Genomic DNA, 14,011 nt, shown 5'->3' with positions numbered 1-14,011 from the left:
CGCGGCGAGCGCATCGGTCTGAGTGAGCAACGGACTGGCCGACCAACCCGTCGCCAGGTGGACTGTAGGCAGCAAATAGCGTGATGTATATTGATCGATTCTTGGGTAATGCATTAGCGTTTCTGTTCAATTGAATGCCGAGGAGAGTCACGTTGGAAGTCGGACGATTGAGGGCGCTGCTGGAGCTGGCGAGGTGCGGCACGATGGCCGCTGCTGCCGACGCGCTGTTCCTGACGCCGTCGGCGGTGTCGCAGCAGATTGCACAACTGGAAGACGAGGCGGGCGTCGAGCTGACCGAGCGCGTTGGTCGCGGGGTCAGGTTGACGCCCGCCGGGCACGCATTGGCGGGGTATGCCGAACGCGTCATGGTCGTACTGGACGAGGCGCGCTCGGAACTGGCGGAACTGCGACGCGAGATTGCGGGAGCGCTGCGCGTCGCCGCGTTTCCGTCGATCGCATCGGCGGTGCTCCCCGATACGGTCAAGGCATTGCACCGCGCGTATCCGCGTCTCTCGATCGAAATAGCGGAGCTGGAGCCGATCGACGCGGTCGCGGCATTGCGATCCTGGCGGGCGGACATCGCGATGATCGATGATCTTTCGATCGCGACCGGCAATCACCGGGAGAGTGTCGAGATCGTGCCGCTGGCAGAGGATGTGCTGTACGTGGCAGTTGCCACGGATCACCCGTTGAGCAGGAAGTCGTCGCTGGCCATTGGCGATCTCAGGGACGAAACCTGGGCGATCGAATCGACGTGGAGTACGTTCGGCAGCTTCGTCACGGAGTTATGCCGCCGCGCCGGGTTTGAGCCCCGGATCAACGCCCGGTGTCGCGGGTCCGAAATGGTCGAGTCGATGGTGGCGTCCGGCTGTTCGGTGTCGGTCGCCCCGGGGCTCAGGGTGTTGCGCGCGCCGGCGGGCGTTGCATGGATCAAGCTGAAGCCGGAGATTCGTCGCAAGATCTACGTCGCCTATCGCCGCGGCGAGCGCAGCCACCCGACAGTCAAGGCGTTCGTCGACGAAATTGTCCGGACGACGGCGAGACTCCTCGGATAGCCGATCGACCGCCGGCGTCCGGACCGACGTCGATACTCAGACGTTGTACCCCGCGTCGCGCATCAACCGGCGCGATACCTCGCCGCGCTGGCCGTCCGCGTCGAACAGCGCGCGAAGTTTTGCATCTGCGGTGCGGGTGACGCCGCGATGCATGGCCACAATGATCGTGACAAGGGCGACGACGAAGAAAGTGGCAAGGGTGGTCATGTTGCTCCTGACCAATCGGACCGGATGGGTACGTCGTGACGGCCGGTCATGTCCGTCTGCATCGATTCCGATGACGCGCAATGTCCACGCCCCGGGGCGGCGGCCCGCGCCCGTGCGTGATGCGCGCTGACCCATCGAGCATAGGGCCTGCCCGCCGCAGCGGAGACCTGTCGGAAATCTGTCAGCATCGGCGCGGCAGAATCGAAAGACTCGCGCCGCACCCGGGCAATCCCGACGCTCCTCGGAAAACCTCCAAACCCCCACCCATCAAGACACTGGCAAAACCTAGTGGTTTCCACTCATAGTCGCAAATAGTCAAGAACAGGTCGCCGGCGGTCTTCTCGCGGCGAATATGGCTCGTTACTTTTACTCCCACGATGCAGGCCGGCGCACACTCCGCGCACCGGCTGCCGCGAGACCAACCGGGAGGAACCGAACCATGAAGTCGACGAAGATCGCCGCGCTTGTCGCGGCCGTGCTGGCGACAAGCGCGTTCACGAACGCGGCGCTGGCCGAGACCGATGCCGCGACCTGCCGCGCCGTGCGTTTCGCGGATATCGGCTGGACCGACATCACGTCGACCACCGCGCTCGCGTCGACCGTGTTCGAGGCACTCGGCTACAAGCCGACCACGACGATCGCGTCGGTGCCGATCTCGTTCGCCGGCCTGAAGAGCAAGCAGCTCGACGTGTCGCTCGGTTACTGGTGGCCGGTGCAGCAGAAGCAGCTCCAGCCGTTCCTCGACAGCAAGTCGATCAACGTCGTCGAACCGCCGAACCTGTCCGGTGCGAAAGCGACGCTCGCGGTGCCGAGCTACGAATACCAGGCCGGCCTGAAGACCTTCGAGGACATCGCGAAACACCGTGCGGAACTCGACGGCAAGATCTACGGGATCGAGCCGGGCAGCAGCGCGAACGCGACGATCCAGAAGATGATCGACACGAACCAGTACGGGCTCGGCGGCTTCAAGCTCGTCGAGTCGAGCGAGGCCGGGATGCTGGTGACGGTCGAGCGCGCGATCCGCGAGAAGAAGTGGGTGGTCTTCCTCGGCTGGGAGCCGCACCCGATGAATATCCAGCTCAGCATGAACTACCTGTCCGGCGGCGACGCGTCGTTCGGGCCGAACTACGGCGAAGCACGCGTGTACACGCTCACCGCGCCCGACTTCATTTCGCGTTGCCCGAATGCGGGCAAGCTCGTCACGAACCTGCGCTTCTCGACGCAGCTGGAGAACCAGCTGATGCAGTCGGTGATGAACAAGACGAAGCCGGCCGACGCCGCGAAGGCCTACCTGAAGAAGAACCCGCAGGTACTCGATCCGTGGCTTGCGGGCGTCAAGACGTTCGACGGCAAGGACGGCCTGCCTGCCGTGAAGGCGTATCTCGGCCTGTGACGGCCCGCGCCACCCCAGCAATGCGACACAACCCGATTCAAGCGAGGCACCCAGCATGAACCATGACGTCATCATCACCTGCGCCGTCACCGGCGCGGGCGACACGGTCGGCAAGCATCCGGCGATTCCGGTCACGCCGAAGGAGATCGCGGCCGCCGCGATCGAGGCCGCGAAGGCTGGCGCGACCGTCGCGCACTGTCATGTGCGCGATCCGCAGACCGGCCGCGGCAGCCGCGACCCGAACCTGTACCGCGAGGTGGTCGACCGCATCCGCTCGGCCGACGTCGACGTGATCATCAACCTGACGGCCGGCATGGGCGGCGATCTCGAGATCGGCCCCGGCGAAGACCCGATGCGCTTCGGCAAGGGCACCGACCTGGTCGGCGGCCTGACGCGCCTTGCGCACGTCGAGGACCTGCTGCCCGAGATCTGCACGCTCGACTGCGGCACGCTGAATTTCGGCGACGGCGACTACATCTACGTGTCGACGCCCGCGCAGTTGCGCGCCGGCGCGAAGCGCATCCAGGAACTCGGCGTGAAGCCGGAACTGGAGATCTTCGACACGGGCCATCTGTGGTTCGCGAAGCAGTTGCTGAAGGAAGGGCTGCTCGACGATCCGCCGCTGTTCCAGCTGTGCCTCGGCATTCCGTGGGGCGCGCCGGCCGATACGGGCACGATGAAGGCGATGGTCGACAACCTGCCGCCGGGCGCGCACTGGGCCGGCTTCGGGATCGGCCGCATGCAGATGCCGATGGTCGCGCAGGCAATGCTGCTCGGCGGCCACGTGCGGGTCGGTCTCGAAGACAACATCTGGCTCGACCGCGGCGTGCATGCGACCAACGGCACGCTCGTCGAGCGCGCCCGCGAGATCGTCGAACGGCTCGGCGGCCGCGTGCTGACGCCGGCCGAAGGCCGCCGCAAGCTCGGTCTGCCGGCGCGCGGCGAGCGTCCGCTCGAACGGCGTGCGATCGCCGAATTCGCGTGAGTTTTTTCGCCGACTGACCTGACACGGCGGCATGCGCACCGGCATCGCCGCCCACCGATTTCCCCTGATTCGAAGGATGCGTTGACATGGCTGTGAAGACCGATATCAAGACGTTTGCCGCCATCGGCACCGGCGTGATCGGCAGCGGGTGGATTTCCCGCGCGCTCGCGCACGGACTCGACGTGGTCGTGTGGGACCCGGCGCCGGGCGCGGAAGAGCGGTTGCGCGCGAACGTCGCGAACGCGTGGCCCGCGCTCGAACGCGTCGGCCTCGCGCCGGGCGCCGATCCCGCGCGGCTGCGCTTCGTCTCGACGATCGAGGCGTGCGTCGCCGATGCCGATTTCATCCAGGAAAGCGCGCCCGAGCGCGAGGCGCTGAAGCTCGAACTGCACGAGCAGATCAGCCGCGCGGCGCAACCCGACGCGATCATTGCGTCGTCGACGTCGGGGCTGCTGCCGACCGATTTCTACGCGCGGGCGACGCATCCGGAGCGTTGCGTGGTCGGCCATCCGTTCAACCCCGTCTACCTGCTGCCGCTCGTCGAAGTGCTCGGCGGCGCGCGGACGTCGCCGGAAGCAGTCGAAGGCGCGATGGAGATCTATCGCAAGCTCGGCATGCGGCCGCTGCACGTGCGCAAGGAGGTGCCGGGCTTCATCGCCGATCGCCTGCTCGAAGCGTTGTGGCGCGAAGCGCTGCACCTGGTCAACGAAGGCGTCGCGACGACCGGCGAGATCGACGATGCGATCCGCTTCGGCGCGGGTATCCGCTGGTCGTTCATGGGCACGTTCCTGACCTACACGCTGGCCGGCGGCGACGCGGGCATGCGACACTTCATGCAGCAGTTCGGCCCGGCGCTCGAACTGCCGTGGACGAAGCTGGTCGCGCCGACGTTGACCGACGCGCTGATCGACAGCGTCGTCGAAGGGACGACCGAACAGCAGGGCACGCGCAGCATCAAGGAGCTCGAACGCTATCGCGACGAGTGCATCACCGAGGTGCTGAAATCGATCGCCGCGGTGAAGGCGCGGCACGGGATGCGATTCGAGGACTAGACGATGACGGGCGATACCCCGCTGACGATTTACCGCGACGTGGTGCGGCCCGAATGGGTCGACTACAACGGCCACTTGCGCGATGCGTTCTACCTGCTGATCTTCAGCTTTGCAACCGATGCATTGCTGGATCGCATCGGGCTCGACGACACCGCGCGTCGCGAGCGGGGGCGCTCGGTCTATACGCTCGAAGCGCACGTGAACTACCTGCACGAGATCAAGGAAGGCACGCAGGTGCGTGTCGATGCGCGCGTGCTCGCGCACGATGCGAAGCGGCTGCACCTGTATCTCGAACTGTTTGCGCAAGGGCATGACGACGCGGTATCGGCGAGTGAGCAGATGCTGCTGCACGTCGATACGCGTGACGGCGCGAAGTCGGCGCCGTTCGACGACGACGTGGCCGCCCGCGTGGCCGAACTGCATGCGTTGCAGCGCGATTGCGCGGCGCCTGCGTATGCAGGCCGCGTGATCGGGTTGCCGCCGCGCCGCTAACCGCGATCTTCGCTCTTCAATCCTCAATCTTCGCCCGCGGGGTGCGCACGATGCTCGAACCGGAAATCGCGGCGTTCGTCGCAGCCGTTGACGCATGGTATCCGGCCGATGCGGCGGCGCGCTCGCCCGACGAGCAGCGTCGCCTCTACGACCGCTTCGCGGCCGAATGGACGCCGGCCGCGCTGCCGGCCGGCATCGGGCAGCAGGACGCCGTGTGGCACGCGCCGGACGGGCGCGCGATTGCACTGCGGCGCTACACGTCCGTGCACCGCACATCGCGCGGCACGGTGCTGTTTTTTCATGGCGGCGGCTTCGTCGTCGGCTCGCTCGACAGTCACGCGCTGATGACCGCGCAACTGGCAGCCGATACCGGGCTCGACGTGATCGCGGTCGACTACCGGCTTGCGCCAGAACACCGCGCGCCGGCCGCGCTCGAAGATTGCCTCGAAGTCACGCGCGCCGCGCGCGATGCACGCTGGCCGTTCGGTCGGTGCGCGCATCCGTTGACGCTCGCGGGCGACAGTGCGGGCGGGATGCTCGCGGCGGCCGTGGCCACCGCGCTGCGCGATGCGGGCGAACGCAACGTTGACGGCATCGCGCTCGTGTATCCGATGCTCGGCTTCGAACCGCAATCGCCCGCACGCGAAACGGAAGCGCACGCGCCGATGCTGACGCTCGACGACGTGCATCGCTATCGCGAACTGTATTGGGACGGTGACTTGTCCGACGTGCTGCAGGGCGGCAACCCGCTGTTGCGCGCGTCGGTGCCGCTTGAGGCGGCGCATTTCGACGGCCTGCCGCCGGTGCTCGCGATCGGCGCGGAACACGATCCGCTGCGCGACGACGCGCGCGTGTACGTCGAACGAATTCGCGCGGCCGGCGGGGTCGCGCATGGCTGGACAGGAGCAGGACTGGTGCACGGCTGCTGGCGCGCGCTCGGGACGAGCCCGCAGGCCGCACGCATGCACCGGAGGGTCGGCGGGTTTTTGCTCGCACCACACGCGTAGCGGGCGTTTCCGGGAGGCAACGATGCAGACAGCGGCGCAACACCGTATCGAGGACTGGCGGACGTTTTCGGCCGACGCGGCCATCGCGGCGGCGACGATCGGCGATGGGGCGGTGGACGTCGAGTGGAGCGATACGCGACGATCGCCGTTCCATTTCGACTGGTTGCGCGACAACTGCGCGTGTGCCGCGTGCGTGCATGCGGTCACGCGCGAACAGGTGTTCGAGATTGCCGATGCGCGCGCCGATTTGTCGGCGCTCACCGTGCATGTCGAAACCGACGGCGCGCTGCATGTGGAATGGAACGACGGGCATCGCAGCGCGTGGTCGCCGGGCTGGCTGCGTGCGCATGCGTACGACGATGCGTCGCGCGCGGAGCGTCTGGCCGCGCATGGGCGGCACGTATGGGCCGGTGACGATGCGACGGCGATCGGCGTGTTCGCGTGGCGCGACGTAATGGAGGACGACGGTGCGCTGCTCGCGTGGCTCGCCGCGTTGCAGCGCACGGGGCTGACGCTCGTCGAAGGCGTGCCGGCCGAGCGCGGCCGCGTCGACGAAATCGCGCGCCGCATCGGCCTGATCCGCGAAAGCAATTTCGGTGTGCTGTTCGACGTCGAATCGAAGCCGCGTCCGGACAGCAATGCGTATACGTCGCTGAACCTGCCGCCGCATACGGATTTGCCGACGCGCGAATTGCAGCCGGGCGTGCAGTTCCTGCATTGCCTCGCCAACGAAGCGACGGGCGGCGACAGCATCTTCCTCGACGGCTTCGCGCTCGCCGATGCGCTGCGGCGCGAGCATCCGGCCGATTTCGAGCACCTGGCATCGACGCCGTTCGAGTTCTGGAACAAGAGTGCGAACAGCGACTACCGCTGTTCGGCGCCGGTGATCGGGCTCGATGCGCGCGGCAACGTCACGGAAGTGCGAGTCGCGAACTTCCTGCGCGGGCCGCTCGATGCGCCGGCCGGCTCGGTCGCGGCCGTCTATCGCGCGTACCGGCGGTTCCTCGCGCTCGCGCGCGAGCCGCGCTTGCGCGTACACCGCCGGCTGCGGGCGGGCGACATGTGGGCGTTCGACAACCGGCGTGTGCTGCATGCGCGCACCGAGTTCGATCCGTCGACGGGCCGGCGTCACCTGCAGGGCTGTTATGTCGATCGCGACGAGCTGCTGTCGCGCTGGCGTGTGCTGTCGCGATCGGTGCCTGCCGTCGCTGCGGTGCGCTGATCGGCGCACACGGCGTCTTCACGCATACCCGCCGGGAAAAAGCACCCGGACGCAAAGCGTCCGGGTGAAGCCACCCGCTGCCGGGCGGCGGAGGTATGCGTTTAATAAAACAAGACGAGCCCCGCGAAGGGGCTCGTCCGGACTGCGGTACTTCATCGCGCGGCGCGCGGCGCCCGCCGAGGGCGCATCGGCTTACTGGCCGAAGAAGATCGAGTCACGTGCGTTCGACGACGTGGCTGCCGGGGCGCCCGAGTGGACGAGCGGAGCCGGCTGTGCGCCGTAGCCGCTGGTGTCGGCACCATGAACACGCGCTTCGGCGCTCTGGATGTCGTTCGGGTAGTACGGGCTCGACACGCCCGGCTTGTAGCCGGCTTGTTCGAGCTGGACCAGTTCGCCGCGCACTTGTGCGCGGGTCACGGTGCTTTGAGCGAATGCGCCGAACGAAGCGGACAGGGCGACAGCAGCAACGACTGCGGAAACGAGCGATTTCATGGTGACCTCCGGGTGTTTTATTGAGTTCGCTCTCGACACCGTGTCTTAAGCGATTGATCAAATCTTAGTCACCGGGAGCTTCAGGGTAAACGCTGATTTTGACGATAGATTGTTTCCTGGGCGGTAACAGTTGTGCGTCGCACGAGTCTTTCAACGGGCTTTCTTTTCGGATCGCGTAATAAGTATGAAGAATGTTGACGCCGGCGATCCGCCGTTCAACGCGCTTCGGCCGCCGTATCGAACGGTCGGCCCGGCGCGCGTCCGGCGGGCGCCCCCGAACTGAGGAAGCGCACGCCCGTCGCGGCTTCCGACGCTTCCCACAGCAGCGCCGCCGAGGCCACGTCGCGCGCCGAACGCGGCACGCTCGCGGGCGCCGGCAGCCCGCGCGACTCGAACCAGCCGGACGGCCCGATGTATGCGCCACCCGCGAGATCCGGCGATGTCGCCGCGTGAATCGCGGGCAGCGCGCCCTGGTCGGCCGGCTGGGCGAGATAACGGTTCGCCGCCCGCATCAGCGCGGCGCGCGCGGGCGAGCTATCCATCGCGGGGCCTGCGAACTGCAGGTTGGTCGCCGCATAGCCGGGGTGTGCGGCCACGCTGATCCCCGCGAACGCCGCACGCTCGAAGCGGCGCTGCAGCTCGATCGCGAACACGAGGTTCGCGAGCTTGCTGTCGCAATAGGCGAGATAACGGTTGTAGCGTCGCCCGGCGCGCAGGTCGTCGACGCGAATCCGGCCGCCGCGGTTGAAGCCGCTCGACATCGTCACGACGCGCGCCCGCCGCGCGGCGCGCAACGCCGGCAGCAACTGGCCGGTCAGCGCGAAATGGCCGAGGTGGTTGGTGCCGAACTGCATTTCGAAGCCGTCGTGCGTATGCCGTAGCGGCAGGAACATCACGCCGGCGTTGTTGCAGAGGATGTCGACGCGGCCGTGGCGTTCGGAGAGGTCGCCCGCGAAGCGGGCGATCGACGCGAGATCCGCGAGGTCGAGCGGATCGACTTCGACGCGTGCGTCGGGATGAAGCTGGCGGATCGCATCGGCCGCCTGGGTGGCGCGCGCCGCGTCGCGGCAGCCCATCACGACCGTCGCGCCTTTCGCGGCCAGCGTTTCCGCGAGCTGCCAGCCGAGACCGCTGTTGGCGCCGGTCACGACCGCGACCTTGCCGCCCTGCGCCGGGACGTGGCGCGCACTCCATGCATGCATGTCTGTCTCCATCGGCACGGCCGATCGGCCGCGGCACGTAATCGTTACATTGAGTGGTGTAACGATAGTGCGGGCGGACGTGACAGACAAGCGGGGGAATTAGACCGGCGCTTCTAGGGCGGGCGCAGGGCGTGGCGCGGCGAGCCCGGACGCGGGCCGGCAGGTTTTACCTGCTTCCAGCCAGTGCGAGTACCTCGGCGGCGGAGATCATCGCGGCCGCATTCGCGGGTGCCGGGCGTTCGGCCGGGCGGAATACTTCGTCGCCGCGATGGATGACCTGGCGCGACAGCGCGCAGGTGCCGGTGCGTTGCGCGAAGCGGCGGCGCCAGCGCTGTTCACCGTAGTGACAGCGGCCGGGCTCGACCCAGCGGACGACGAGCAGCGTATCGGAACGTTCGAGAATTTCGACGTGGACGTCGGCGGGATCGAGCGCAGGCAGGGATTTGGAGGCCTTCATTTTGCCGTTTCCTAAAGCTCGTGCGGTTTCGGCCCTGGCAGTGGATGTCACTACCCGATGGCGAATCCGTAGCGGTTTCCATGAGTGGTGCGCTAAATGTAAGCGTCTGTGACCGGAAAAAACATCCTGTCTGGCTCAAATTACCTTTTGCCGATTTAGAAACAATCCACGCTTATTTTCTTGGAAACCACGGACAAAAACGCCCCGGACGGGAAGTCCGGGGCGGAAAATCGGCCCGCGCACCGTGTCTGCTCGCCCAGTCACGGAGCCCATCGCCGGGGGACGGAGGTGCCCGCAGGGATCGAAAGCGGGCGGGGAGGCGATGGTTGAAAAGCGCGGTCCGGCGATGCCATGATGGCGCGCCCATCCCGTTGAGACCCTGACGTGAACATGACTTTTTTGTCAGGTTGGCGGGGCCGCTGCACCGAACAAGTACGACAAACTGTCTGAGAGGCACGCCAGTATTGGGTTTGTACGAATCCCGGATGGGACTTTCAGGACCTGTCCTGCACCAGATTTTTCCCACCCGCCGGATTTCCCCGCTCGGGTAAATACTGAATCGCGATTTCGTGACAAACGCGCGATCTCTTCCTATGATTGGTTGGACCTTTAGTCCTTTGTGCCAATCGGCCGACTGGTGGCCGGCTTTTTCGGGAGACGTGCTCATGAGATTGCAGGGCAAACGCGCGCTGGTGACGGCGGCCGGGCAGGGCATCGGCCGCGCGACCGCGCTGCGGTTCGCGAGCGAGGGCGCCGACGTGCTGGCGACCGACATCAACGAAGCCGCGCTCGTGCGGCTCGAGGCCGACGCCGAACGCGCGGGCGGCCGGCTGACCACGCGGCGGCTCGACGTCACCGATGCGAACGACATCGCGGCGCTCGCCGCGGGCGAACGCGCATTCGACGTGCTGTTCAACTGCGCGGGCTACGTGCACCACGGCTCGATCCTCGATTGCGACGACGACGCATGGGCGTTCTCGCTGAACCTGAACGTCACGTCGATGTACCGGCTGATCCGCGCGCTGCTGCCCGCGATGCTCGAAGCCGGCGGTGCGTCGATCGTCAACATGGCGTCGGCCGCATCGAGCGTGAAGGGCGTGCCGAACCGCTTCGTCTACGGCACCACCAAGGCGGCCGTGATCGGGCTGACCAAGGCCGTGGCCGCCGATTTCGTCGAGCGCGGCATCCGCTGCAACGCGATCTGCCCGGGCACGATCGAGTCGCCGTCGCTGGAGCAGCGGATCGCGGACCAGGCGCGCACGCGCCACCTGTCGGCCGACGAGGTGCGCCAGGCGTTCGTCGCGCGCCAGCCGATCGGCCGCATCGGCAGCGCGGACGAAGTGGCCGCGCTCGCGCTGTACCTGGCGTCCGACGAAGCGTCGTTCACGACCGGCGCGATCCATCTGATCGACGGCGGCTGGTCGAACTGACCGCGCCTTCCCATTCACTTTCCGTTTCCGTTCCGACGACGCTATGAAACTGCTCAGATTTGGCGACAAACACCATGAAAAACCGGGCCTGCTCGATGCGCAGGGCCACCTTCGCGACCTGTCCGGCGTGATCGACGACATCGCCGGCGACGCACTGACTCCCGCGTCGCTCGCGCGTCTGCGCGACATTCCGCCGTCGTCGCTGCCGCTCGTCGACGGCACGCCGCGGCTCGGCGCGTGCGTCGGCCGCGTCGGCAAGTTCATCTGCATCGGGCTCAACTATTCGGACCACGCGGCCGAATCGGGCATGGAGGTGCCGAAGGAGCCCGTCGTGTTCGGCAAATGGACGAGCGCGATCTCGGGCCCGAACGACGACGTCGAGATTCCGCGCGGCTCGGAGAAGACCGACTGGGAAGTCGAGCTCGGCGTGGTGATCGGCCAGGGCGGCCGCTATATCGCGGAAGCCGACGCGCTGTCGCACGTCGCCGGCTATTGCGTCGTGAACGACGTGTCGGAGCGCGAATTCCAGCTCGAACGCGGCGGTACCTGGGACAAGGGCAAGGGCAACGACACATTCGGCCCGCTCGGCCCGTGGCTCGTGACGGCCGACGAAGTGCCCGATCCGCACGCGCTGCGGCTGTGGCTCGACGTCGACGGCCACCGCTACCAGAACGGCACGACCGCGACGATGGTGTTCCGCGTGCCGCACCTGATCAGCTACCTGAGCCGCTTCATGAGCCTGCAGCCGGGCGACGTGATCTCGACCGGCACGCCGCCGGGCGTCGGCCTCGGGCAGAAGCCGCCCGTCTATCTGCGCGCCGGACAGGTGATCACGCTCGGCATCGACGGGCTCGGCGAGCAACGCCAGCGCACCGTGCAAGCCTGATTTCCTTTAACGGACGGTTCGTCATGCCTATCATTCGATCGATGCGCGTCCTCGACGTGCGCTTCCCGACCTCGCGCCAGCTGGACGGCTCCGACGCGATGAATCCGGACCCCGATTATTCGGCGGCCTACGTCGTGCTCGAAACCGACCAGGACGCGCTCGAGGGTCACGGGCTCACGTTCACCATCGGGCGCGGCAACGAAATCTGCTGTGCGGCGATCGACGCGATGCGTCACCTCGTCGTCGGCCTCGACCTCGACTGGATTCGCGAGGACATGGGCCGCTTCTGGCGGCACGTGACGTCGGACAGCCAGTTGCGCTGGATCGGCCCCGACAAGGGCGCGATCCACCTGGCGACCGGCGCCGTCGTCAACGCGGTGTGGGATTTGTGGGCGAAGGCCGTCGGCAAGCCGCTGTGGCGGCTCGTCGCCGACATGAGCCCCGAGGAGCTGGTCCGCGCGATCGACTTCCGCTACCTGACCGACTGCCTGACGCCGGACGAAGCGCTCGAGCTGCTGCGCCGGCAGGCGCCCGGCAAGGCTGCGCGGATCGCGGCGCTCGAGCGCGACGGCTACCCGTGCTACACGACGTCGGCCGGCTGGCTCGGCTACAGCGACGACAAGCTGCGCCGGCTGTGCCGCGAGGCGGTGGACGCCGGTTTCGACTACGTGAAGCTGAAGGTCGGCGCGAACCTCGAGGACGACATCCGCCGCGTGACGATCGCGCGCGAAGTGATCGGCCCCGATCGCAAGCTGATGATCGACGCGAACCAGGTGTGGGAAGTCGACGAGGCGATCGACTGGGTGCGCGAGCTCGCGTTCGCGCGGCCGTGGTTCATCGAGGAGCCGACGAGCCCCGACGACGTCGAAGGGCATCGCAAGATCCGCAAGGCGATCGCGCCCGTGCAGGTCGCGACCGGCGAGATGTGCCAGAACCGCGTGCTGTTCAAGCAGTTCATCGCCCGCGGCGCGATCGACGTCGTGCAGATCGACGCGTGCCGGCTCGGCGGCGTGAACGAGATTCTCGCGGTGATGCTGATGGCCGCGAAGTACGGGTTGCCGGTATGCCCGCATGCGGGCGGCGTCGGGCTGTGCGAGTACGTGCAGCACCTGTCGATGATCGATTACGTGTGCATTTCGGGTACGAAGGAAGGGCGCGTGACCGAATACGTCGATCACCTTCACGAGCATTTCGTCGAACCGTGCGTCGTGCGCGGCGCGGCGTACATGCCGCCGACGGCGCCCGGCTTCTCGATCGAGATGAAGCCCGAATCGCTGGAGCAGTACCGGTTCCGCGGCTGACGCGCGTTGAGCGTGCCGACAACATGAACGACGGAGACGCGAAGTGGATTTGAATCTGCAAGACAAGGTCGTGATCGTGACCGGCGGCGCGTCGGGCATCGGCGCCGCGATCTCGATGCGGCTGGCCGGCGAAGGCGCGATACCGGTGGTGTTCGCGCGCCACGCGCCCGACGGCGCGTTCTGGCGCGAACTCGCGCAAAAGCAGCCGCGCGCCGCGTGCATGTCCGTCGAATTGCAGGACGACGCGCAGTGCCGCGACGCGGTTGCGCAGACCCTCGCGCGTTTCGGTCGCATCGACGGCCTCGTCAACAACGCGGGCATCAACGACAGCATCGGGCTCGATGCCGGGCGCGACGCGTTCGTCGCGTCGCTCGAGCGCAATCTGATCCACTACTACGTGATGGCGCATTACTGCGTGCCGCACCTGAAGGCGGCGCGCGGCGCGATCGTCAACATCTCGTCGAAGACGGCCGTGACCGGGCAGGGCAATACGAGCGGCTATTGCGCGTCGAAAGGCGCGCAACTCGCGCTGACGCGTGAATGGGCCGTCGCATTGCGCGACGACGGCGTACGCGTGAACGCGGTGATTCCGGCCGAGGTGATGACGCCGCTGTACCGGAACTGGTTGGCGGGCTTCGACGATCCCGACGCGAAGCTCGCCGGTATCGCGGGCAAGGTGCCGCTCGGCCAACGCTTCACGACCGCCGACGAGATTGCCGATACGACCGTGTTCCTGCTGTCGGACCGGGCATCGCACACGACGGGCCAGTGGCTGTTCGTCGACGGCGGCTATACGCATCTCGACCGTGCGATCAGTTGAGGGCAGCGAT

General features: G+C 67.0%; 15 protein-coding genes. 11 read left to right on the top strand and 4 right to left on the bottom strand.

Annotated elements, in window-relative coordinates; translation table 11 throughout:
• Window positions 1–152: 152 nt before the first annotated feature.
• On the top strand, window positions 153–1,055 hold the full coding sequence (locus BLA15945_RS12715) for a LysR family transcriptional regulator (protein WP_059240919.1): 903 nt from the start codon (window positions 153–155) through the stop codon (window positions 1,053–1,055).
• A 36-nt stretch (window positions 1,056–1,091) separates the two neighbouring features.
• On the opposite strand, the gene BLA15945_RS12710 is transcribed toward BLA15945_RS12715, so the two are convergent.
• Complete coding sequence (locus tag BLA15945_RS12710; protein WP_174992509.1) at window positions 1,092–1,262, bottom strand: hypothetical protein; 171 nt, start codon at window positions 1,260–1,262, stop codon at window positions 1,092–1,094.
• A 439-nt stretch (window positions 1,263–1,701) separates the two neighbouring features.
• Here BLA15945_RS12710 and BLA15945_RS12705 point away from each other — a divergent pair, with 439 nt between their 5' ends.
• The 6 genes from BLA15945_RS12705 (at window position 1,702) to BLA15945_RS12680 (ending at window position 7,413) form a co-directional block, all read left to right on the top strand.
• Window positions 1,702–2,655: a choline ABC transporter substrate-binding protein gene (locus BLA15945_RS12705; protein ID WP_059239300.1), complete on the top strand. Its 954-nt coding sequence runs from the start codon at window positions 1,702–1,704 to the stop codon at window positions 2,653–2,655.
• Between the two features lie 55 nt (window positions 2,656–2,710).
• The gene (locus BLA15945_RS12700) at window positions 2,711–3,640 is read left to right on the top strand and encodes a BKACE family enzyme (RefSeq protein ID WP_174992508.1); all 930 of its coding nucleotides are present in this window, start codon (window positions 2,711–2,713) and stop codon (window positions 3,638–3,640) included.
• An 86-nt stretch (window positions 3,641–3,726) separates the two neighbouring features.
• Window positions 3,727–4,692: an L-carnitine dehydrogenase gene (locus BLA15945_RS12695; protein WP_174992507.1), complete on the top strand. Its 966-nt coding sequence runs from the start codon at window positions 3,727–3,729 to the stop codon at window positions 4,690–4,692.
• Window positions 4,693–4,695: 3 nt separating this feature from the next.
• Window positions 4,696–5,184 (top strand): thioesterase family protein, encoded by a 489-nt coding sequence (locus BLA15945_RS12690; protein WP_059239306.1) that lies wholly within the window; start codon window positions 4,696–4,698, stop codon window positions 5,182–5,184.
• A 50-nt stretch (window positions 5,185–5,234) separates the two neighbouring features.
• Window positions 5,235–6,191 (top strand): alpha/beta hydrolase, encoded by a 957-nt coding sequence (locus tag BLA15945_RS12685; protein WP_174992506.1) that lies wholly within the window; start codon window positions 5,235–5,237, stop codon window positions 6,189–6,191.
• Between the two features lie 22 nt (window positions 6,192–6,213).
• On the top strand, window positions 6,214–7,413 hold the full coding sequence (locus BLA15945_RS12680) for a TauD/TfdA family dioxygenase (protein WP_174992505.1): 1,200 nt from the start codon (window positions 6,214–6,216) through the stop codon (window positions 7,411–7,413).
• 192 nt (window positions 7,414–7,605) lie between these two features.
• Here the strand turns inward: BLA15945_RS12680 and BLA15945_RS12675 are convergent, their stop codons facing one another.
• The 3 genes from BLA15945_RS12675 to BLA15945_RS12665 form a co-directional block, all read right to left on the bottom strand.
• Window positions 7,606–7,905 carry a DUF4148 domain-containing protein gene (locus BLA15945_RS12675; RefSeq protein WP_059239310.1) on the bottom strand — a complete coding sequence of 100 codons (300 nt, stop codon included), beginning with the start codon at window positions 7,903–7,905 and terminating at the stop codon, window positions 7,606–7,608.
• Window positions 7,906–8,120: 215 nt separating this feature from the next.
• The gene (locus tag BLA15945_RS12670; protein ID WP_174992504.1) at window positions 8,121–9,107 is read right to left on the bottom strand and encodes an oxidoreductase; all 987 of its coding nucleotides are present in this window, start codon (window positions 9,105–9,107) and stop codon (window positions 8,121–8,123) included.
• Window positions 9,108–9,273: 166 nt separating this feature from the next.
• Window positions 9,274–9,564, bottom strand: coding sequence for a DUF3331 domain-containing protein (locus BLA15945_RS12665; protein ID WP_006484717.1), 291 nt, complete (start codon window positions 9,562–9,564; stop codon window positions 9,274–9,276).
• A 665-nt stretch (window positions 9,565–10,229) separates the two neighbouring features.
• Here BLA15945_RS12665 and BLA15945_RS12660 point away from each other — a divergent pair.
• Genes BLA15945_RS12660 through BLA15945_RS12645 form a run of 4 tightly spaced genes read left to right on the top strand, consistent with a single transcriptional unit; the run spans window position 10,230 to window position 14,001 of the window.
• Window positions 10,230–10,994: an SDR family oxidoreductase gene (locus BLA15945_RS12660; RefSeq protein ID WP_059239314.1), complete on the top strand. Its 765-nt coding sequence runs from the start codon at window positions 10,230–10,232 to the stop codon at window positions 10,992–10,994.
• A gap of 43 nt (window positions 10,995–11,037) precedes the next feature.
• Window positions 11,038–11,880, top strand: a complete 843-nt coding sequence (locus BLA15945_RS12655; protein WP_174992503.1) for an ureidoglycolate lyase — start codon at window positions 11,038–11,040, stop codon at window positions 11,878–11,880.
• A gap of 23 nt (window positions 11,881–11,903) precedes the next feature.
• A complete protein-coding gene (locus BLA15945_RS12650; protein WP_059239318.1) occupies window positions 11,904–13,181 on the top strand; it encodes an L-fuconate dehydratase in 1,278 nt (425 codons plus the stop codon).
• Between the two features lie 43 nt (window positions 13,182–13,224).
• On the top strand, window positions 13,225–14,001 hold the full coding sequence (locus tag BLA15945_RS12645) for an SDR family oxidoreductase (protein ID WP_174992502.1): 777 nt from the start codon (window positions 13,225–13,227) through the stop codon (window positions 13,999–14,001).
• Window positions 14,002–14,011: the final 10 nt, after the last annotated feature.

The organism is Burkholderia arboris, from assembly GCF_902499125.1.
GTDB classification, from domain to species: Bacteria; Pseudomonadota; Gammaproteobacteria; order Burkholderiales; family Burkholderiaceae; genus Burkholderia; species Burkholderia arboris.
This window is presented reverse-complemented; position numbering and strand designations above follow the sequence as displayed.